Origin of the sequence: Nonomuraea sp. NPDC004580, from assembly GCF_040609855.1 — a bacterium.
Taxonomy (GTDB): domain Bacteria; phylum Actinomycetota; class Actinomycetes; order Streptosporangiales; family Streptosporangiaceae; genus Nonomuraea; species Nonomuraea salmonea.
Genome location: NZ_JBEXLH010000019.1, coordinates 123,664 through 143,120 on the forward strand (window position 1 = coordinate 123,664; position 19,457 = coordinate 143,120).

Genomic DNA, 19,457 nt, shown 5'->3' on the forward strand with positions numbered 1-19,457 from the left:
GAAATGCGCGCGCCGCCGTGCTCCTACCTGCAGGTCTTGCTCTCAGGGGCGCAGTGCTTGATCTCGGGGAAGCGGGGGGACGGCTTGTCCAGCTGCGGGCGGTGCCTCTTGCGCAGGTGCTGGTCGAGGAAGGCCGTCACGTAGCTGCGGGTGATCGTCATGGCGCGGGCCCCGGCGATGTCGGCGCCGGCGTCGATGCCGAGCTGGTCGACCAGCAGGCCGAGGTCGGTGAACGACAGGTGCTCGGCCCCGGTCAGCAGCAGCCAGCGCTTCCATCCGGTGAGCCGCTTCCAGTCGCGCTCCCAGGTGGCGGCGGCCTCACCCTGGCCGGGGGTGTAGGTGGCCGGCTTGCCCAGGAACAGGAACGGCCGCTTCAGCCCGCTGTCCGGGATCGCCATGTCGGTGGTGCCGTCGATGTCGATGCCGGCGCGGACGCGGGAGTCGCTCAACAGGGTCGGGATGGTGCTGGCGCCTCCGACGGAGTGCCCCGCCATCGCGATCTTGGACGGGTCGATGAGGCGGGAGCCGTTCCACGCCGGTCGCGGCCCGGTCAGCCGGTCGAGGACGAAGGACACGTCGCGCGCCCGGCTCTTGACCAGCCCCACCCACCAGCCGGGGTTCTTGTCGATCTCGCAGGTGACGCACTCGGTGACGCGCCCGCCGGGGAAGGTCGTCGCGACGCTCTCATAGGTGTGCTCGATCGCGGCCACCACGTACCCCCTGCTCGCCAGCTCCTCCGCCAGCCCGGTGAGCTCCGAGCGGGGCTTGCCGTGGCCGGGGGAGAGCACGACGAGCGGCAGGCCGCGCTTGCGCCCGGCCGGCTCGGCGTCGGTGAAGGCGTTGGTCCTGGTCTTGCTGAGGATGTCGGCGGGGACGGTGGTGATCTTCCCGTCCTTCAGGAGCAGCTCGGACTCCTTGGGCGTCATGTACTGCGCCCGCTCGCGGCCCGGCGACTTCGCCGGGTACCACACCGACACCATGAGCTCCCTGAACGTCACCGAGGGCACCCACGGGTCGGCGCGTGAGGTGTCCTTCAGGTGCAGGGACGTGACGCCGACCGGGCTGGAGCCGGTCGGCCTGGGCAGGGCGGGCACGGGGGGCGCCGCCGCTGATGCGGGCGTCGCGGTCACGGCCGGCGTAGCCAGGGCGAGCAGGCTCGCGGCGACGGCCATTCCGCGCTTGAACCGTGTGCGGGCATGACTCATGACAGTGTCCCTTCTTGTTTTCTGGCAGGGTTGAGTGACCCCGTGGCCGGGGTGAGCGTCAGTGCCCTAGGGCAGGCGGTGGCGGGTCCACCAGAGGCAGAAGCCGGCGAGCAGCGCCGACAGGGCCAGGAACAGCGCGGTCTCCACCCATTGGAGCGGCCAGAAGGAGCCGAGCGGGTGGTACGCGAACCGCTGCCGGTAGCCGAGATCAGTGAGCTTGGCGAAGCACGCCTGCACGGCCGGCAGGCCGATCCGCGAGGGCGCGGGCTGTCCCGACGTGGGCGGCGGTGGCGAGCACTCACGGGTCCATGCGGGCAGGGCGGTGACCGTGCGGCCGCGGGCGTCCAGGGTGTCGTTGGCCAGCAGCCACGCTCCCGGCGGTCCCGCGACGGTCAGGCGGGGGACGGTGGGGTCGAACGAGCGGACGTTCGTCGCCGTGATCGGGGCCGTGCGCCGCTCGGCCGGCAGCAGGTGCGGACGGACCGCCAGGGGCACGGCGAGCTGGACCAGCGCGAAGACGGCGAGCGTGACCGCCATCGCCGGCACGGTCCTGCGGATGACCGCTCCCGCGGCGACGCCGAGCATGAAGGCGAACGCGGCGTACCCGATCGGCGCCACGCCGCGAGCGCCGAACAGCCGGGGATCGACCCGCGGGAGGAGGCCAGGGCCCTCCACGCCGACGGGGAGCACGGTGACGTCGGCCCACCAGGTGGTGGGCACGGCCGTGCCGGCGACCGTGTCGAGCGGGCCGGCCCACCAGGTGACCGCCAGGCTGAGCAGCCCCGACGCGGCCACGGCCGCCGATCCGACGACCGCCAGCTTGACGGCCAGCCAGCGGGTGCGGGTGACGCCCTGGTTCCACGCCAGGCGGTGGGTGCCCGTCTCCAGCTCGCGGGCGATCAGCGGCGCGCCCCAGAAGGCGCCGATGAGGGCGGGCAGGAGGTGGACGAGCGTCGCGCCGGCGTAGAACAGGGTCTCGTCGGTGGGGGCCACCCGGGAGAGGTGCCGCAGCGGCGGGCCGGTGACCGCCAGGGTGACGGCGACGGCGACCAGGAGGGCGACCGCGATCAGGGCATGGGAACGGAACTGACGCCAGGTCAACCAGATCATCGGACGATCTCCAGCGCCGGCCGCTCCCCGGGCCCTTCCGCGCCGGGCCCGTGCCTGCCGGATCCGGGGGGTTCGGTGGGCGGGCTCATGTAGGCGAGGACGAGGTCCTCCAGGGTGAGGGCGCCGACGGCCCAGGCGGGGTCGAGGATCGGCGCCTCCGTACGGACGATCAGCGTGCTCTGCCGCTCGGTGTGCGCGGCGGTGACCACGTGCTGGTCGGCAGGAAGGCTGTCGCGGCGGGGCCCGCTGAGCCGGTGGTGCACCGCCAGCAGCTCATCGACGTCCCCGTCGAGCCTGAGCTCGCCGCGGGCCAGGACGACCACCCGGTCGCAGACGCGTTCCAGGTCGGCGACCAGATGGGAGGAGAGCACGACGCCGAGCCCCTGCTCGACGACCGCCTCCATGAGGTCCTGGAGGAACTCGCGGCGGGCGAGCGGATCGAGCGTCGCCACCGGCTCGTCGAGCAGCAGCAGCTCGGGCCGCTTGGCCAGGCCCATCGTCAGGGCGAGCTGGGCGCGCTCGCCGCCCGACAGCTTCCCGGCCCGCTGCCGTGGGTCGAGCCCGAGCCGCTCGACCCGGGCGCGGGCGAAGGCGTCGTCCCAGCCGGTGTTGAGCCGGGCGCCCAGCTCGAGATGGTCGGCCACGGTGAGGCCGGCGTAGACGGGGGCGTCCTGCGCGACGTACCCGACCTTGGTGAGCTGCTCGGGGCCGCTGCCCGGACGGCCGCCGCACACCTCGATCGTGCCCGAGGTGGGGGTCAGCATCCCGGCGGCCAGGCTCAGCAGGGTCGACTTGCCCGCGCCGTTGGGGCCGACGAGGCCGGTCACGTGCCCGGCCGGGATGTCGAGAGTGCAGCCGGTCAGCGCCGTCCGACGTCCGAACCTCTTGGTCAGCGCCCGCGCCCGCACGCTCGCGCTCATGTGGGCCGCCTCGGCGCCGTCACATGTGGCGCGCTCACGCTATGTCCTCCTGAGCGACGCTGCGAAAGGTGGTCATGAACAGCGCCTCGATGCTCTCGTCGTCCAGCCCGGCCTTCCTGGCGCGGGCCAGCCAGCGCCGCAACTCCTGCCGCAGGGGGCCGTGCGCGGCCAGCGTGGTGTCGGCCAGCGTCCTGGTCACGAACGTCCCCACACCGGGACGGGCGGTGACCAGCCCGTCGTGTTCGAGCTCGCGGTAGGCCTTGAGCACGGTGTTGGGGTTGATCGCCAGGCGCGCCACCACGTCCTTGACCGTGGGCAACTGGTCGCCCTCGCGGAGCAGGCCGAGGCGCAGCGCATGACGTACCTGCTGGACGAGCTGCAGGTACGGCGACAGCCCCGAGCGGCCGTCCAGATAGAACTCGATCACAACTTCCTCCATTTATCTATATTCATAGCACTATGGTGGAAGCCGTGTCGATTCGCGCCCAGGGCCGGCGCTCGCGGTGCAGCGGGCTGAACCGGACGGGAGTACGGCACAGGACACTCCGCGTCGGCCATCGACGCCCAGACGCTCCAGCCGGCGAACGGCGCCACGAGCGCGAACGGCGCGGTCCCCGTGGTGGTCAGGCCACGGACACCGCCCCGTTCACCACCTGGTCGCGGAGTGGGGCGAGGGCGCCGGCGATCGTCGCGATGGTGTCCTCCGGGACCCCGGCAGTGCGTCAGCGCGCCGGCCAGGTGGCCGAGGTGGCGAACTACCGCTCCCGCAAGAACGCCCGTACGTGACAGGGCCGGGAAACCATACTCGATCGGCACCGCTACACCCAGGTCAGGGCTCGCCCGGCCACTATGGGTTCACCACGGACCGGCGGGCTTTCCTCCGGCGGTAGACCCAGGCAGGTGTCATGAGCACGCTGGTCTCCCTCAGCTGTTTCCTTTCCGCCGGCGTACTGCTCGGCCTCGCGTACCGACTGGAACGCAACCGGCGGCGGGATCTCGCCGAGCCGGTCCTCCCGGCAGAGCCCGAACCGCCGCCGCTGACAAGGCGGACCCCGACGCCCTCGCGCCCGGCGCCCTCATCGGTGCCCGTCTCCTTCGAGAGAAGGGATAACGAGTATCGATCTGAAAAACCGGAGAGCGGCATGCGGGGTCGGCCTTCCCCTGCCGAGCGCTCACCTGCCGCTTCCGGGTTCTCGGCGGCAGGAAGGCCGTCGGCCGGCCAGGAGGGATCAGCAGGGCGGCTCTCGGGAAGTGCGGAGGTCCCTTCCTTCGAGGACCTTTCTGGAGCGGCCAGGCGTAGGAGGGAATTGTGGCAGGCGCCGGCGGGCGACGCTGTGAAGCCGCCTGCTGAAGAGGTCTTCCGGCGGTCCGACCGCCAGGCGCGGACGGGACCTGCGGTGCGCATCGATGCGCCGGCCGATCGTTCCGAGCCTGAACGGCCCGGCCCGCGCCGGAAGATCGTGGTCACGATCGCCGTGGAGCCACATGCCCGCCTTGACCAGCGCGGCAAGGGGTCCGTGCCCGTTCGCAAGATGACCTTCCACAACTTCTCCGCCGTGGCCATCGGTGACCACAACAGGGTCGAGAGGAAGACCGGCTACCGCATCAGGAAGATGACGTTCGACACCGAAGAGCTGGCGAGGAAACTCGAGCGTGGTGACATCCGCAAGGCGTTGATCCGCGTGGTCGGCGAACCGGGCGACCACCAGGCCAACAAGCGGTTCCGTCGCTTGCTCACGACGGCCGGCGAGCCGGAGGAGCGCCTCAGAAGCAGGGTGACCTTCGAGGCGGCCGCCGATGCCAGGACGGAGGTGATCGACGGTGACACCGTCGTGCACGGAAATCGGAACACCGTCCGGACGCAACATCGCCATACCATCGAGCGCGGCCGGATGCCTCTGTCGGTGCTGCTGCGGGATAATCCGCATCTGGTCGAGAGCCTCGCCCACCTGCTGCGGAATCCCGCTGATCGCGACAACGCACAACGGTTCAACCGGGAGGCAGACGAAGCCCTGCGGGCCATCCACCCGGACATGGTGCTGCGCGTCGCGGATTACGGCGATACTCCTACGCGCGTCGACCGGTCAGAAGGGATGGTGGCCGCGCACGCCAAGTCGCGCGCGACGGCCGTCCACGGGCGCGATAACAAGATCATCGACAGGTCGAGCCTGACTGTGGGAAAGACCGTCGGACCGGCTGAAGAGCTCGCTGACCGCACTCGCGAGATCCACGGAATACGAAGAGACATCGGCAGAATGGACGGGCCCTTCGACGGCCCCTGACGATAGCCGAGGAGGAAGGGCATGACGGAAGTCCGCCGCATCGCCGTTTGTGTGGCCATTCTGATCGCGTCCGGAGCTCTGGCGGGGGTGGGCGTTTTCCTGTACGACCACACGTTGCAGAGCGCCGATCAGATCGCGAGCGTCGGTGGTTTCATCGTGGGGGTCGTCGGCATGGTGGGAGCCGCAATCGGTGCGTGGACGTCAAGGAGATCCGCACCTGAGAGCACGGCGACGTCCCCGTCCCAGGAGCCCGCGCGGCCATCGGTCACCATGATCGGTTGCGGAATGGTCATCAACGGCGACAACAACATCATCGACGCGTCGCAAGGAGGGCGGAAGGCCAAGAAGCGTCGGCCCGGCCCTAAGGGCGTCGGGCCGGGCGGCGTTCGTGGCGGGAGATGAAGGGCGGCCGGCTCGGCGTCGTGCAACGGCCCGCGCGATTCGGACGCGAGCCCGGCGGCGTCACGTGGTGGTCACCGTGACGGTGTCGGTGGCGCCTGCCACGATCAGGTCGTAGGCCGGCCCGGCGTCGTCGGCCGTTGTCCGGGTGAGGCCGTTGCCGATGGCGCCGTACTGCTGGTCGTCCAGGCGGAGTCTGGTGACGGCGCGGGCGAATTCCACGCGGATCGGCACCGCCCGCGGCCTCGGCCCCGGCGGCGCGGTGCTGGTCAGGCCGGACAGGTTCGTGGCCTGGTGCGGCACCGGCCTGGAAGCGGGGGGCGCGCTCACCCGGGCCCTTCGCTGTCAGTAGGCGCCGGGGATGGCGGCGCCCAAGACGGGGCGGCGGAGGTGCTCCGGCCTGAGGACGACGCCGGTGATGCGGCCGGTGACGGCGAGGGCGGCCGGGACGGGGTTGTCGAGGTGGTCGGCGGCGGCCGGGTCGATGCCCAGCTCGCGTAGGTGGCGGTTGAGCCGGTCGGGATCCGTGCCGTGCCTGTCGAGGGGGAAGCTCGGATCGATGTCGGTGACGTACGCGCCGTCGAGGGCGTAGGCGAGGCGATGCCGGGCGGCGTAGTCGTGACGCATCACCGCCACCGCCTCACCGCCGTCCCTCGACAGGGGGCACAGACCCTCCAAGTGGGAGGCCCGCCACCCGCAGTGCTCGACGGCGACCGTCCACTCGCCCACCCGCCGCACGGTGACGATCTCCAGGCTTTCCGGCTGCGAGCAGTCGTCATCCGTGATCATACGGATGTCCGCGTCGGCGGCCCCGATGCGGCGTAAGACCTCGCGTTCGTCGAGGCCCCGGACGAACGCGACGGTGTAGATGTCGCGCAGGCGGCTGCCCTCCACCCAGCCGTAATCCTCCGGTGAGGGGCCGGGCGTGCGCGCGGTGGCGTGGACCATCTCGACCTTCTCCGCCTGCTCGTAGACCTCCGGGTGTGCGGCGAAGAAGGCCTCGACAAGATGCCGGGCGAGCCGGCCCCGCTCGCTGACCGGGTGGCCGTTGGCCGCCGCCCACTCCCGGATGCGGAAGGTGTCGGGACGGTGCTTGAGGTAGGGCACGCGGTGCGGGGTGAAGTCGGCGGTCATGGTCGCAAGCTACTCCCCGGGTGTGACATCCCTGGGATCAGCGCGAGCGTGATGAGGGCGGAGACGAAAGTGAGGGCGCAGGCCGCGTTGAGCGCCGGGATGAGGCCGGTCAGGGTGCTCAGCGCCGGGCCTGCGAGGGCTCCGGCCATGTTCGCGGCGGCTTCGACGGTGACGAAGGCCGAGCTGACCCGGCCGAGCAGCTCTTTGGGCGTGGCGCGTCCCGTCGGCGGAACCGGCGACCGAGGCGCCGCCGCCGTCACTGGTGGACTTCTCGAAGAGCCGCCGCTGCACTCGGGAGGCAGGGCGGCTGGCCGCCGTCATCGGGGAGGATCAGCGGACGGTACGCGCCAAGCTCGTCGGCATGCTGGCGGCCGTCGCCGCCACACTCCAGCGGGACCTGCGCGAGGACGACTGGCAACGCCCGCTCGACGCGCTCGTCCTGATCCTGGCCCACCCTTCGGAATGAGTTCAGGCGGTGAACCAGCCGTTGCTCGACGGGGTCAGCAGGAGCGCGATGACGCCCACGGCCAGCGCGAGCCCGGCGACCGCGCCGACGCTGCCGGTGCCCATCAGCCCCACGAGCGCGTTGGCCGCCAGCAGTCCCTCGATCGCCAGGCCCACCCACTGCACCCACCTGCGGCGGGTCCGCATGAGGACGACCATCGCCCCGGCGAGCACCGCCACGGCGACGCCGAGCACGAAGTTGAGCACCAGGAACCCGTTGAGGGCGAGCGGAAGCAGGACGAGGGCGCTCAGCACGACCTCCATGAGCACCTGCACGCACATGAGCACCCGGGCCGCTCGCACCGTGCCGGGCATGGTGTGGACCTGCTGCACGTTCACGTGGCCTCCGCGGGGTGAGAGCAGTTCGATCACGATAACGGCGGCTCCGCACCCCGGCAACGAGCAGTTCGTCAGCGGGCGTCGCGCAGGCGCAGGAGGTGCCCGGTGATGTGGTCACGGGCCGCGGTGACGGCGCGAGCCGCGTGATCGTCGATGCCCTGCGGCGGGCGGGTGCCCTTGAACAGCAGCGTGGCGTAGCCGTGCGTGGTGGACAGGTGCACGTACACGAACTCGGCGGTGTCGGCCCAGGAGGTGTCGGCGGGCAGCACGTCCGCGGCCAGGCGCATGAGGGCGGCCGTGAGCCGGCGGCTCTGCTCCTGGACGGTCGGACGGTGGGGCTCGGCGAAGTCGTAGGAGTAGACGAGGTCGAGGCCGGTGCGGTGCCCCAGGACGAAGCGGGTGTAGGCGCCCGCGGTGGCGGCGAGCCGGTCCACGGGATCGGGCCCCGCCCGCTCGGCCGCCTCGACGAGAACGCCGGTGATGTCGCCGATGATGGCGGCCGCGCAGGCGGCGAGCAGCGCCTCCCGGTCGGGGAAGTGGCGGTACGGCGCGGCCGATGACACGCCGGCGCGGGCGGCGACCTTCGCCACGGAGAAACCGCTGACGCCCGATTCGGCCAGGAGCGCGAGACTCTCGCGGATCAGCTCTTGACGCAGGTCGCCGTGGTGGTAGCCGCGTTTCTTCGGCGTGGGTCTGCTCACGGCGAACGATTCTCCTCCCTTTCCGATGTTAGAGTACTCTTACTTAATGTTAGAGACCTCTTACATCGATGGAGATGAGAACGCATCATGGAGCAACGGACACTCGGACGGCAGGGGCTGACGGTGTCGGCGCTGGGATACGGCGCGATGGGCATCTCCCTGGCCTATGGCCCGTCGGACGAGAACGCGGGGATCGCGACGATCCGCCGGGCACACGAGCTGGGCGTGACGTTCTTCGACACGGCCGAGCTGTACGGGCAGGGCGAGAACGAGCGGATCGTCGGCGCCGCGCTCGCCCCGATACGCGACGAGGTCGTCATCGCGACCAAGTTCGGCTTCGACTTCACCGGCACCAGAGAGGGCGGTGTCGACAGCCGTCCCGAGCACATCCGCGAGGTCGTCGACGCCGGCCTGCGCCGCCTCGGCGTCGACGTCATCGACGTGCTGTACCAGCACCGCGTCGACCCCAACGTGCCCATCGAGGACGTGGCGGGGACGGTCAAGGAGTTCGTCGACGCCGGCAAGGTCCGCTACTTCGGGCTGAGCGAGGCGGGGGCCAACACCATCCGCCGCGCGCACGCCGTACAGCCCGTCTCGGTCCTGCAGACCGAATACTCCCTGTTCGAGCGGGACGTCGAGAGCCTCTTCCCCGTCCTGCGCGAGCTCGGGATCGGGTTCGTCGCCTACTCGCCGCTCGGCCGGGGCTTCCTCACCGGCCAGGCCAAGCCCGGCGCCGAGTACGACCCCACCGACATGCGCAGCTGGGACGCCCGCTTCCAGCCCGGCAACTACGAGAAGAACCTGGAGGCCACCCAGCGGCTCGCCGACCTGGCCGCGGCCAAGGACGCCACCGTCGCCCAGCTCGCCCTGGCCTGGCTCCTGGCCCAGGGCGACGACATCGTCCCCATCCCCGGCACCCGCAGCCCCCAGCGGCTGGAGGAGAACGTGGCCGCCGCCCCCCTCGCCCTCGACGACACCGACCTGAAGCGCATCGCCGAGATCCTCCCGACCGGCGGCTTCGGCGCCCGCTACCCCGGCCCCCTGCTCCCCACCTGGGACTGACAGCAGGGCTCGACGGTGTCTTCAGCCGGCTTCAAGAACGAAGAACAAGAAGCTCAGGAATCTCGTGCCGGTGATCTCGCGAAGCTCCTCGGGGAACAGTTCGCGGGCTTCCGGCACAAACGGCGGTTCGCTGATGACGCGGATGCGAAAGCCGGCCGCGCTGAAGGCATCGGTCATCGCGTGCAGCGGCCGGTCCCAGAAACTCATCTGGGCGGTCCGCCCTCCCATGGCCCATTCTTGGGTCCGGCTACGGATCTCGAAGTACGTGGGCTTCTCCCCGGCCATGTACTGCAGGAGGGCGCCCACGAGCGGATGGTAGACCGAGATGAGGAGCCGGCCGCCGGGCGTGAGGACGCGTCGCAGTTCGGCCAGTGGCGGTCCCCAGTCTTCCAGGTAGTGCAGCACCAGAGACGCGATGACGTCGTCGAACGCGTCGTCGGGGAAAGGCAGGGGGCCGGCCAGGTCGACGACCCTCAGGTCTGCGTCGGCGCCCAGCCGCTGTCGGGGCATCTCCAGCATCCCGGCGCTCGCGTCGACGCCGGTTGCGAGAGCGCCTCGATCGCGCAACGCGGAGAACAGCGGACCCGAGCCGCAGCCGGCGTCGAGGATGCGCCTTCCGGTCACATCCCCGGCGAGCTCCAGCATCGCGGGCCGCGCGTAGTACGCGTGCATGAGGCTGGTCTCGTTCTCGGCCGTGTACCCCTCGGCGATCCGGTCGTAGTCGTTGCAGCGGGACGACGATGAGGCCTCGATGTGCTCCTCGGGCATCGCGGACATGCGGGTCATTGTGGCCCATCGGTTCCCGTGCCGTACTGACATCTGCGAGGCCCTCAGACAACCTCTTCGGCTGGGCCAGGGGCTTGACGGGGCAAATGAACGATTTTTTAATTCGCTCAAGGACGTAACCGGAACCGAGATCCCCAGCACAGACGGGAACGAGGCCATGCAGGTACAGAGCGGAGCCGGACGATGACCGTCGACGATCGCTTCGGCGAGGAGCTTGAGCAGGCGCGCAAGAACCGGCCCATCGGCACGGTCACCGACCCGGTCACCGACCCGGTCGGCGACTGGGCGACCGACTTCTCCCACGTCGATCCCGTGTGGGCCGCCGACCCCTACCCCATCCAGGACGACCTGCGCCGGCGCTGCCCGATCGCGCGCACCGAACGGTTCGGCGGGGTCTGGCTGCCCACCCGGTACGAGGACGTCGCGTCGATCGCGTACGACACCGACCGTTTCTCCTCACGGGCCATCATCGTCAGCAACGTCCGCCCGCCGAAGGAGCTGGCGCCGGTGGGGGCGGTGCCGCCGATCTCCTCCGATCCGCCGTTCCACCACGACGCCCGCAAGCTGCTGCTGCCCGCGTTCACCAAGTCGGCGGTGGCCAAGCGGGAGGCGGCGACCAGGGCGTACTGCCACGCGCTCATCGACGCGATGGAGGGCAAAGAGGTGGTGGACGCGGCCGGCGACTACGCCCAGCACATCCCGATGCGGGTGATCGCCGACATGCTGGGTTTCCCGCCGGAGGACGGGCCGAAGTTCGCCGAGTTCGTGGAGAGCGCGCTGGAGAGCATCAACCGGCCGCAGGACGAGCGCATCGAGGGATTCACCCGGCTGACGGACTACCTGGTGGCGCAGATCCACGACCACATCGAGCATCCGCGCGACGACCTGACCACGTACCTGATGAACGCGGAGCTGTACGGCAGGAAGCTCGACCCGATCCACGTGGTGGGCACGATGACGTTGCTGCTCATCGCGGGCATCGACACGACATGGAGCGCGATCGGGGCGTCGCTGTGGCATCTGGCCAAGACGCCGGCCGACCGGGAGCGGCTGGTGGCCGAGCCCGGGCTGCTGCCGACGGCGATGGAGGAGTTCCTGCGGGCGTACGCGCCGGTGACGATGGCTCGCCTGGTCAAGGAGGACATGGCCTGGAACGGCGTGGAGATGAAGGCCGACGACTGGGTGCTGCTGTCGTTTCCCGCGGCCAACCGGGACCCGGCGCAGTTCGAGCGGGCCGGTGAGGTGATGATCGACCGCGAGGAGAACCGGCACGCGGCGTTCGGGCTGGGCATCCACCGGTGCGTGGGCTCGCATCTCGCGCGGATGGAGCTGCGGGTGGCGCTGGAGGTGTGGCTGGAGCGGATCCCGGTGTTCGAGCTGGCCGATCCTGCGGCGGTGACGTGGGCGGCCAGCCAGGTACGCGGCCCGCGCACGGTGCCGGTACGCGTCGGCTGACCGCCCGACGCCCTGGACGGGGACGGAGAGCGAATCTAGAATCCGAATCTAGAATTAAGCGTCCGTTCTTTGAGGTGGGGTCATGCCGCATCGGATCTATGTCGACGGCGAGTGGGTACAGGCGAGCGGCGGCACCGCGATACCGGTGGTGAACCCCGCGACCGAGGAGGTCTTCGACGAGGTGCCGCGCGGCGGCGTCAAGGACGTGGCCCGCGCGGTGGAGGCCGCTGCCGCCGCCCTGCCCTCCTGGTCGGCCAGGCCGATGGAGGAGCGGGCCGCCCTGTGCGCGAGGGTGGCCGCCGCCCTGCAGGAACGCGCCGGCGAGCTGACCGAGATGATCGTGGACGAGCTGGGCATGCCGCTGAAGCTCACCAAGGCCATCCAGGTGGGTGCCCCGATCCGCACGTTCGCCTCGATGCCGCAGGTCGCCGGGGAGATCGCGGTGGAGGAACGGCTCGGCGGCTCGGTCGTGCACCGCGACCCCATCGGGGTCGTCGGCGCCATCACCCCGTGGAACTACCCGCTGCACCAGATCGCCGCGAAGGTCGCCCCCGCCCTGACGGCCGGCTGCACGGTGGTGCTCAAGCCCAGCGAGGTCACGCCGCTGAACGCGTTCGTGCTCGCGGACGTGCTGCACGAGGCCGGGTTCCCGGCGGGCGTGTTCAACCTGGTCTCCGGCACCGGGCCTGAGGCGGGTGAGGCGCTGGCCGGGCATCCGCAGATCGACATGGTCTCCTTCACCGGCTCCACCAGGGCAGGGCGGCGGGTCGCCGAGCTCGCCGCCGCCGGGGTCAAGCGCACCGCGCTGGAGCTCGGCGGCAAGTCCGCCAACGTGCTGCTCGACGACCTCGACGACGCCGCCTTCGAGGACGCCGTACGCAAGGGCGTCGCCGCCTGCTACCTCAACTCAGGACAGACCTGCTCGGCGCTGACCCGGCTGCTCGTCCCGCGCGACCGGCTGGCCGAGGCCGAGCGGATCGCCGCCGACGAGGCGGCCACGTACACCGTGGGCGACCCGCGCGACCCCGCCACCAGGCTCGGCCCGCTGGTGTCGGGGCTGCAGCGCGAGCGCGTACGCGACCACCTGCGCTCCGCCATCGAGGACGGCGCGGCCGTGCTCACCGGCGGCCCCGGCGCGCCCGGCGGCCTGGAACGCGGCTTCTACGTGCGGCCGACCGTGCTCACCGGCGTCGCACCCGACTCGCGCGTCGCCCAGGAGGAGATCTTCGGGCCGGTCCTGGTCATCCTGCCCTACGACGGGGAGGACCAGGCGGTGGGGATCGCCAACGGCACCGCGTACGGGCTGGCCGCCGGCGTGCGCGGCGCCGACCCCGAGCGCGCCTACCGCGTCGCCCGGCGGCTGCGCGCCGGGCAGATCCGCGTCAACGACGGCGCCCACAACGGCCTGGCCCCCTTCGGCGGCTACAAGCAGTCCGGGTACGGCCGCGAGTACGGCCGCTTCGGCTTGGAGGAGTTCCTCACCACCACGTCCATCCAGCTCTGAAGCCCCGGGGGAGAACGAAACCGATGCGAGGCGTCATCCTGCGCGAAACCGGCAAGCCGGTCGAGGTCAGCGACGACCTGACGATCCGGCCGCCCGGCCCCGGGGAGGTGCGCGTGCGGCTGCGGGCCGCCGGCGTCTGCCACTCCGACCTGTCGATGTGTGAGGGGCGGCTGCCCGCCCGGCTGCCGCTGGTGCCCGGTCACGAGGGCGCGGGCGAGGTGGTCGAGCTCGGCCCCGGCGTGTCGGGGCCGCCCGTCGGCAGCCACGTCATCCTGTCGTGGATCCCGCCGTGCGGCGGGTGCGCGTACTGCCTGGGCGGGCAGCCCAACCTGTGCACCTCCGTCCGCCCGCCCGCCGAGCCCACGCTGAGCATCGCCGGCGAGCCCGCGCACGCCGGGCTCGGCGTCGGCTGCTTCGCCGAGGAGACGGTCGTGGACGCCCGCGCCGCCGTCCCCATCCCCTCGGACGTGCCGTTCGACGTGGCCGCCGTGGTCGGCTGCGCGGTGCTCACCGGCGTCGGCGCCGTGGTCAACACCGCCCAGGTGCGGCCCGGCTCGTCGGTGCTGGTGATCGGCTGCGGCGGCGTCGGGATCAACGTCATCCAAGGGGCCGTGCTGGCCGCCGCGGCACCCATCGTGGCGGTGGACCGCGTGCCGGAGAAGCTGGCCGCCGCCCGCGCCTTCGGCGCCACCCACACCTTCACCCCCGACGAGTTGCGGGCCGGCGCCGGCGAGCTGACCGGCGGGCTCGGCTTCGACTACGCCTTCGAGGTCGTCGGCCGCTCCCAGACCATCAGGCAGGCGTACAAATCGACCCGGCGCGGCGGCACCACCGTCGTGGTCGGCGCCGGCAGCGCCGACGACCCCGTCACCTTCAGCGCCGCCGAGCTGTTCGCCACCGAGCGCCGGCTGCTGGGCTGCCTGTACGGCTCCGGCGACGTGCGCACCGACTTCGCCCGCCTGCTGCGGCTGTGGCGGGCCGGGCGGCTCGACCTGGACGGGCTGATCAGCAGGCGCATCACGCTCGACGGCGTGGCCGAGGCATTCACCGCCATGGGCTCGGGGGACGTGATCCGGTCGCTCGTCACGTTCCCATGAGCGAGCCGGGACAACCGGCGCCGCACGACCCCGGCGAGCGGGCTCTGTCGCGGGTGGCTCCCGAGGAGGGTGGACTGTCACGTGCACACCGTGGCGTCCGGTGACGCCGTCACGACGCTCGGCCGGCTCGCCGAGCGGGTCGCTACGGCGAGCACCGCCCGCACGCCCGCTGATCGCATTTCCTTTACCGTCATTTGACGAAAGAGGGCAAAGGCCAGGTCGCCGGTTGATACGTGCCGCATTTCCCCCGCGACCGTGCCAAGAGATGGCAGAGCGGTCGTTAGGATTCTGCGGGGAGAACGTGAACGTCCGGGGCGGGAGAGCATCGGTGAGTGAGAAGACGGAGGCGAGCGCCGCCAACGGCCTCACCAACGGCCCCGCCACAGAAGGCGCCCACGGCCCCGCCGGCCACACCGGAGGAGCCGGCGGCCCCGCGGCTCACAGCATCGCAGTCGCCAACGCGCCTGCTGACCGTCCAACGGGCGGGACCGCCGGGTCGGGTGACGCGGTCGGCAGGGTGCTCGGCACGCATGCCGCCTCCCCGCTGTCGTTCTGGGTCGGGCTGGAGCCCGGCCGCGTCGTGCAGCTCGACGACGTGGTGGTGACCAGGCGCGACACGCCCGACTACGGCCCGGTGCTGGTCGCGGGCGTGGTGTCGGCCGTCGAGGCGCGTCACGAGGGCGCCGGCTTCGACTCCGACGTCTTCCTCATCGCCGACGGCGCGCTCCCTGCGGCCGTGGTCGAGTGCGCCGAGGTGCGCGTCACCCGGGTCGAGCCGGAGATCTTCGTCCCGCCGCTGCCCGGCGCGCCCGTCTACCGCGCCGAGAGCGGCGACCGCGACCAGGCGCTCTACTTCGACGTCATGGACCGGCGCGTCCCCATGGGGCTGGGCCGCGACGGGCAACCGATGTACGTCAATTTCGATTTCCTCGACGGCACGCGCGGCGCCCACGTGTCGATCTCCGGCGTTTCCGGCGTGGCGACGAAGACGTCATTCGCCACATTCCTCATCTATTCGATTTTCAATTCCGGCGTGCTCGGCGCGGAGGCCGCCAACACCAAAGCCCTGATCTTCTCCGTGAAAGGCGAGGACCTGCTCTTCCTCGACCACGCCAACACCCGCCTCGACGCCCCCGCCACGGCTCAGTACGCCCGGCTCGGCCTGCCCGCCGGGCCGTTCGGCAGCGTCCACGTGTTCGCGCCCCCGCGCCCCCGCGACCCCAACGGCGTGCCCGACGTCTCGGCCAGGACCCGCGACGTCAGCGCCTACTACTGGACGCTGGCCGAGTTCTGCGCCGATGAGCTGCTGCGGTTCGTCTTCAGCGACGCCGACGACGAGCGGGCCCAGTACTCGCTGCTCGTCGGCCAGGTCGCGGCCAGGCTGCAGGCGTGGGCCGAGCCGGTGGGCGAGGGCGGCGCCGTACGGATCCGCCGCCCGGGCGAGGAGAGCGGCCCGATCTGCCGCACGTTCGGCGACCTGGTGGACGTCGTCGGCGCGCAGCTCGCCGACGAGGGCACCCGCGCCGCCTGGACCGGCGCGCCCACCCCGCTGGGCACCGTCAACGCGTTCCTGCGCAGGCTGCGCGGCGCGGTCAGGGCGCTGTCGCCGATCGTCCGCGGCGACCTGGCCGGCGGCCGGCCGCATGCGATCGGCACCTCCGACGCCCAGGTCTCCATCGTCGACCTGCACAACCTGCCCGAGCGGGCACAGCGGTTCGTGGTCGGCGTGACGCTGCGCGGCGAGTTCGCCCGCAAGGAGAGCGCCGGCACCGCGAAGCCCCTGCTGTTCGTGGTGCTGGACGAGTTCAACAAGTACGCGCCCCGCGAGGGCGAGTCGCCCATCAAGGAGATCCTGCTCGACGTCGCCGAGCGCGGCCGGTCGCTCGGCGTGATCCTCATCGGCGCGCAGCAGACCGCCTCCGAGGTCGAGCGGCGCATCGTGGCCAACTGCTCGGTCCGCGTCGCGGGCCGCCTCGACCCGGCCGAGGCCACCCGCCCCGAGTACGGCTGGCTGCCCGCCACCACCCGCGACCGCGCCACGATCGCGAGGCCCGGCACCATGTTCGTCACCCAGCCCGAGATCCCCGTGCCGCTCGCCGTCACCTTCCCCTTCCCCGCCTGGGCCACCCGCCCCGCCGAGGCGGCCCAGCGGCCCGCGCCGCGCCGGGAAGCCGATCCGTTCGCCGGGCTGCCGGGCGCCGACGACGACATCCCGCCCTTCTAGGTCAGGCGAGCGCATGAAGATCCTGCACACCGCCGACTGGCACGTCGGCAAGGTACTCAAGGGCCGCCACCGCATGGACGAGCACCGCGCCGTCCTGGGCGACCTCGTCCGCCTGGCCCGCAACGAGGACGTCGACGCGGTGCTCGTGGCAGGCGACCTCTTCGACACCAGCGCCCCCACCCCCGAGGCGCAGGCCCTGGTGCTCAACGCCCTGATGGCGCTGCACGAGGGCGGGCGTGACGTGGTGGTCCTGGCCGGCAACCACGACAACCCGCACCTGCTGGAGGTCTACCGGCCGGTGCTCGGCAAGCTCGGCATCCACGTCGTCGGCGCGTTCCGGCGTCCCGACGAGGGCGGCACCCTGGCCTTCACCGCCCGCTCGGGAGAGCCCGTGCGGCTGGCCGTGCTGCCGTTCCTGTCGCATCGGTACGTCGTACGCGCCGCCGAAGTGCTCGCCGGCACGCCCGCCCAGCACAACCGCGACTACGCCGCCCGCATCGCCGAGCTGGTCGGGGCGCTCACCGACGGCTTCGCCGCCGACACCGTCAACCTCGTCACCACCCACGGCACGCTGCCGAGCGGCCGGTTCGGCGGCGGCGAGCGGCGCGCCCAGTCGATCTTCTCCTACTACTTCGAGCCCACCGCGTTCCCGCCCGCCACCCAGTACGCCGCGCTCGGCCATCTGCACCGCCGCCAGCAGATCCCCGGCCCCTGCCCCATCTGGTACAGCGGCTCGCCCCTCGCCGTCGACTTCGGCGAGGAGGACAACACGCCCGGCGCGCTGCTGGTCACCGTCGAGCCGGGGCGGCCCGCCCAGGTGCGCGAGGCGCCCATCACCTCGGCACGCGCGCTGGCCACCAGGACGGGCACGCTGGAGGAGCTGGCGGCCATGGCGCCCGACCTGGCGGAGACGTGGCTGCGGGTCGTCGTCACCGAGCCGCCCAGGCCGGGGCTGGCCGAGACCGTGCGCGAGATCCTGCCCACCGCGCTGGAGGTGACCGTCCACGAGCGCTTCCGTCCCGTACGCGACGCCCGCCGCAGCTCCGCGGACGGCCCGGCCCGCAGCCCCCGTGACCTCTTCCGCGACTACCTCGCCGCCTCCGGCCGCCACGACGACCGCGTCGCCGCCCTGTTCGACCGCCTGCACGAGGAGGTGACCGGCTGATGCGCCCGCTGCGGCTGCACCTCGACGACTTCGGCAGCTTCCGCGAGCCCGTCACCGTTGACTTCTCCGGTGTCGACTACTTCGTCCTGGTCGGTCCCACCGGTGCGGGCAAGAGCACGCTCATCGACGCCATCTGCTTCGCCCTCTACGGCACCGTGCCGCGCTGGGGCAAGGAGAACGTCATCGCCCACGCCCTCGCGCCGTCCGCCGTCTCCGCCAAGGTCGCGCTCGTCTTCGAGAGCGGGGGACGCAGGCTCGCCGTGGTGCGGGCGCTCCGGCGCGACGCCAAGGGCAGGGTGCACACCGCCGAGGCCCGATTGGACGAGCTCGACCCGTCCGTGCCCGCGTCGGCCGAGCTGGAGGACCTGCTGGCCGCCGTCGTCCGTCCGGTCGCCGAGGGGGCCGCGGTCACCGGCGAGGTGCAGCGCATCACGGGGCTGGAGTACCGGTTCTTCACCCAGTGCGTGGTGCTGCCGCAGGGCAGGTTCGCCGAGTTCCTGCACGCCCAGCCGCGCGAGCGCCAGGACCTGCTCGTCCAGCTCCTCGACGCCGACGTCTACGAACGCGTCCGCCGGCGCGCCGTCCAGGAGGAGCAGGCCGCCGCGCAGGCCGCCGGCTTCGCCCGCGAGCGGCTGGCCAGGCTCACCGACGCCGACGAGCCGGCCGAACGCGCCGCCGCCGACCGGCTCGCCGCCCTGCATGCCCTCGACGCGCGGATCAGGACGGACCTGGAGGCGCTGCGCGGCCACGACGAGGAGCTGCGCCGCCTCGCCGCCGAACGCGACGCGCTGCGCGACCGGCTCGCCGCGCTGACCGCGCTGGCCCTGCCCGCCGACGTCCCCACCCTCGCCTCCAGTGCCCGCGCCGCCGCCGGCGAGGTCGCCGCGCTCACCGAGACCGTGACCGCCGCCGAGGCCGCCGAGCAGCGGGCCGAGGACGAGCTCGCCGCCCACGACGACCCCGCCGCGCTCCTGGAGCGCCTCCAGGCGCTGGACACGTACGAACGCCTGCTCGCCGACCTGGACGCCGCCGAGGCGCAGGCCGCGGAGACCCGCGCCGCCCTCGAACCGCTGGCCGCCCGCTCCCGCACGCTCGACGCCGCGGCGACCGAAGCCGAGCAGGCCCGCGACCGCCTCCGCGACGCCCACGCGGGCGCCGACCTGGCCCGCCGCCTCGTCGTCGGCGACCCCTGCCCCACCTGCCTGCAAACCGTCACCACCCTGCCCCACCACCCGGCCACAGCGGACCTGCACGCCGCCGGGCAGCACCTCGAAACCGCACGCAGTGCAGCCGATCAGGCCGGCCGCGCACACACGGAAGCCCTCACCGAACTCCGCCACCTCGACCGCACGGTCGACGACCTCACCACCCGCGCCACCACCCTGCGCAAGGAGCTGATGCCCGAGGAGGGCGCCGAAGCGCCGGGGGAGAGGGCCGGCGACGGGCGCCACGAGGCGCGGCCCGCTGCCGCAGTGGAGCCCTTTGCCGGGCGGGTCGAGCGGGAGTGGATCGCCGCGTGGCGAGGGGAGCTGGAAGGGCGCGTGGCGGCGGGGCGGGAGGCGGAGCGGCG

The 19,457-nt window shown here is 72.1% G+C and carries 19 protein-coding genes; 11 read left to right on the forward strand and 8 right to left on the reverse strand.

What is annotated here, in order from left to right:
• Nucleotides 1-23: 23 nt before the first annotated feature.
• The 4 genes from ABZW11_RS21330 to ABZW11_RS21345 form a co-directional block, all read right to left on the reverse strand.
• Entirely contained in the window at nucleotides 24-1,205 is a 1,182-nt protein-coding gene (locus tag ABZW11_RS21330) for an alpha/beta hydrolase (protein WP_355419571.1), read from the reverse strand.
• A gap of 66 nt (nucleotides 1,206-1,271) precedes the next feature.
• On the reverse strand, nucleotides 1,272-2,315 hold the full coding sequence (locus ABZW11_RS21335; protein ID WP_355419573.1) for an ABC transporter permease: 1,044 nt from the start codon (nucleotides 2,313-2,315) through the stop codon (nucleotides 1,272-1,274).
• Nucleotides 2,312-3,235, reverse strand: coding sequence for an ABC transporter ATP-binding protein (locus tag ABZW11_RS21340; protein ID WP_355419575.1), 924 nt, complete (start codon nucleotides 3,233-3,235; stop codon nucleotides 2,312-2,314). The genes ABZW11_RS21335 and ABZW11_RS21340 overlap by 4 nt, the downstream gene beginning before the upstream one ends.
• A 34-nt stretch (nucleotides 3,236-3,269) precedes the next feature.
• Entirely contained in the window at nucleotides 3,270-3,662 is a 393-nt protein-coding gene (locus tag ABZW11_RS21345; protein WP_345404214.1) for a GntR family transcriptional regulator, read from the reverse strand.
• Nucleotides 3,663-4,140: 478 nt separating this feature from the next.
• Here ABZW11_RS21345 and ABZW11_RS21350 point away from each other — a divergent pair, with 478 nt between their 5' ends.
• From ABZW11_RS21350 to ABZW11_RS21360, 3 genes are all read left to right on the forward strand, one after another.
• Nucleotides 4,141-5,517 (forward strand): hypothetical protein, encoded by a 1,377-nt coding sequence (locus tag ABZW11_RS21350; protein ID WP_355419576.1) that lies wholly within the window; start codon nucleotides 4,141-4,143, stop codon nucleotides 5,515-5,517.
• Between the two features lie 21 nt (nucleotides 5,518-5,538).
• A complete protein-coding gene (locus ABZW11_RS21355; RefSeq protein ID WP_355419578.1) occupies nucleotides 5,539-5,919 on the forward strand; it encodes a hypothetical protein in 381 nt (126 codons plus the stop codon).
• Between the two features lie 160 nt (nucleotides 5,920-6,079).
• The gene (locus tag ABZW11_RS21360) at nucleotides 6,080-6,268 is read left to right on the forward strand and encodes a hypothetical protein (protein ID WP_355419608.1); all 189 of its coding nucleotides are present in this window, start codon (nucleotides 6,080-6,082) and stop codon (nucleotides 6,266-6,268) included.
• On the opposite strand, the gene ABZW11_RS21365 is transcribed toward ABZW11_RS21360, so the two are convergent.
• A complete protein-coding gene (locus ABZW11_RS21365; protein ID WP_355419580.1) occupies nucleotides 6,262-7,050 on the reverse strand; it encodes a histone-like nucleoid-structuring protein Lsr2 in 789 nt (262 codons plus the stop codon). The genes ABZW11_RS21360 and ABZW11_RS21365 overlap by 7 nt on opposite strands.
• 262 nt (nucleotides 7,051-7,312) lie before the next feature.
• Here ABZW11_RS21365 and ABZW11_RS21370 point away from each other — a divergent pair, with 262 nt between their 5' ends.
• A complete protein-coding gene (locus tag ABZW11_RS21370; protein ID WP_355419582.1) occupies nucleotides 7,313-7,516 on the forward strand; it encodes a hypothetical protein in 204 nt (67 codons plus the stop codon).
• 2 nt (nucleotides 7,517-7,518) lie between these two features.
• On the opposite strand, the gene ABZW11_RS21375 is transcribed toward ABZW11_RS21370, so the two are convergent.
• Both ABZW11_RS21375 and ABZW11_RS21380 read right to left on the reverse strand, forming a co-directional pair.
• Nucleotides 7,519-7,893 (reverse strand): hypothetical protein, encoded by a 375-nt coding sequence (locus tag ABZW11_RS21375; RefSeq protein ID WP_355419584.1) that lies wholly within the window; start codon nucleotides 7,891-7,893, stop codon nucleotides 7,519-7,521.
• Nucleotides 7,894-7,964: 71 nt separating this feature from the next.
• Entirely contained in the window at nucleotides 7,965-8,594 is a 630-nt protein-coding gene (locus tag ABZW11_RS21380) for a TetR/AcrR family transcriptional regulator (protein WP_355419586.1), read from the reverse strand.
• Nucleotides 8,595-8,681: 87 nt separating this feature from the next.
• Here ABZW11_RS21380 and ABZW11_RS21385 point away from each other — a divergent pair, with 87 nt between their 5' ends.
• On the forward strand, nucleotides 8,682-9,656 hold the full coding sequence (locus tag ABZW11_RS21385) for an aldo/keto reductase (RefSeq protein ID WP_355419588.1): 975 nt from the start codon (nucleotides 8,682-8,684) through the stop codon (nucleotides 9,654-9,656).
• Between the two features lie 21 nt (nucleotides 9,657-9,677).
• On the opposite strand, the gene ABZW11_RS21390 is transcribed toward ABZW11_RS21385, so the two are convergent.
• On the reverse strand, nucleotides 9,678-10,442 hold the full coding sequence (locus ABZW11_RS21390; RefSeq protein ID WP_355419590.1) for a class I SAM-dependent methyltransferase: 765 nt from the start codon (nucleotides 10,440-10,442) through the stop codon (nucleotides 9,678-9,680).
• 183 nt (nucleotides 10,443-10,625) lie between these two features.
• On the opposite strand from ABZW11_RS21390, the gene ABZW11_RS21395 reads away from it, so the two are divergent.
• The 6 genes from ABZW11_RS21395 to ABZW11_RS21420 all read left to right on the forward strand — a co-directional run.
• Nucleotides 10,626-11,897 (forward strand): cytochrome P450, encoded by a 1,272-nt coding sequence (locus ABZW11_RS21395; protein ID WP_355419592.1) that lies wholly within the window; start codon nucleotides 10,626-10,628, stop codon nucleotides 11,895-11,897.
• Between the two features lie 82 nt (nucleotides 11,898-11,979).
• On the forward strand, nucleotides 11,980-13,401 hold the full coding sequence (locus ABZW11_RS21400) for an aldehyde dehydrogenase family protein (RefSeq protein ID WP_355419594.1): 1,422 nt from the start codon (nucleotides 11,980-11,982) through the stop codon (nucleotides 13,399-13,401).
• A gap of 23 nt (nucleotides 13,402-13,424) precedes the next feature.
• On the forward strand, nucleotides 13,425-14,498 hold the full coding sequence (locus ABZW11_RS21405) for a Zn-dependent alcohol dehydrogenase (protein WP_355419596.1): 1,074 nt from the start codon (nucleotides 13,425-13,427) through the stop codon (nucleotides 14,496-14,498).
• 328 nt (nucleotides 14,499-14,826) lie between these two features.
• Complete coding sequence (locus ABZW11_RS21410; protein ID WP_355419598.1) at nucleotides 14,827-16,722, forward strand: ATP-binding protein; 1,896 nt, start codon at nucleotides 14,827-14,829, stop codon at nucleotides 16,720-16,722.
• A 13-nt stretch (nucleotides 16,723-16,735) separates the two neighbouring features.
• Nucleotides 16,736-17,887 carry an exonuclease SbcCD subunit D gene (locus ABZW11_RS21415; RefSeq protein ID WP_355419600.1) on the forward strand — a complete coding sequence of 384 codons (1,152 nt, stop codon included), beginning with the start codon at nucleotides 16,736-16,738 and terminating at the stop codon, nucleotides 17,885-17,887.
• Nucleotides 17,887-19,457: SMC family ATPase (locus ABZW11_RS21420; RefSeq protein ID WP_355419602.1), on the forward strand; the 1,571-nt coding region annotated here is incomplete at its 3' end. The genes ABZW11_RS21415 and ABZW11_RS21420, both read left to right, overlap by 1 nt.

Excerpts from the sequence above, each read along its gene's own strand:
- ABZW11_RS21385 (WP_355419588.1), top strand. The coding sequence starts at position 8,682 with ATGGAGCAACGGACACTCGGACGGCAGGGGCTGACGGTGTCGGCGCTG.
- ABZW11_RS21360 (WP_355419608.1), top strand. The coding sequence starts at position 6,080 with ATGGCGCCGTACTGCTGGTCGTCCAGGCGGAGTCTGGTGACGGCGCGG.
- ABZW11_RS21340 (WP_355419575.1), bottom strand. The coding sequence starts at position 3,235 with ATGAGCGCGAGCGTGCGGGCGCGGGCGCTGACCAAGAGGTTCGGACGT.
- ABZW11_RS21415 (WP_355419600.1), top strand. The coding sequence starts at position 16,736 with ATGAAGATCCTGCACACCGCCGACTGGCACGTCGGCAAGGTACTCAAG.
- ABZW11_RS21395 (WP_355419592.1), top strand. The coding sequence starts at position 10,626 with ATGACCGTCGACGATCGCTTCGGCGAGGAGCTTGAGCAGGCGCGCAAG.
- ABZW11_RS21330 (WP_355419571.1), bottom strand. The coding sequence starts at position 1,205 with ATGAGTCATGCCCGCACACGGTTCAAGCGCGGAATGGCCGTCGCCGCG.
- ABZW11_RS21350 (WP_355419576.1), top strand. The coding sequence starts at position 4,141 with ATGAGCACGCTGGTCTCCCTCAGCTGTTTCCTTTCCGCCGGCGTACTG.
- ABZW11_RS21335 (WP_355419573.1), bottom strand. The coding sequence starts at position 2,315 with ATGATCTGGTTGACCTGGCGTCAGTTCCGTTCCCATGCCCTGATCGCG.
- ABZW11_RS21400 (WP_355419594.1), top strand. The coding sequence starts at position 11,980 with ATGCCGCATCGGATCTATGTCGACGGCGAGTGGGTACAGGCGAGCGGC.
- ABZW11_RS21390 (WP_355419590.1), bottom strand. The coding sequence starts at position 10,442 with ATGACCCGCATGTCCGCGATGCCCGAGGAGCACATCGAGGCCTCATCG.
- ABZW11_RS21405 (WP_355419596.1), top strand. The coding sequence starts at position 13,425 with ATGCGAGGCGTCATCCTGCGCGAAACCGGCAAGCCGGTCGAGGTCAGC.
- ABZW11_RS21365 (WP_355419580.1), bottom strand. The coding sequence starts at position 7,050 with ATGACCGCCGACTTCACCCCGCACCGCGTGCCCTACCTCAAGCACCGT.
- ABZW11_RS21355 (WP_355419578.1), top strand. The coding sequence starts at position 5,539 with ATGACGGAAGTCCGCCGCATCGCCGTTTGTGTGGCCATTCTGATCGCG.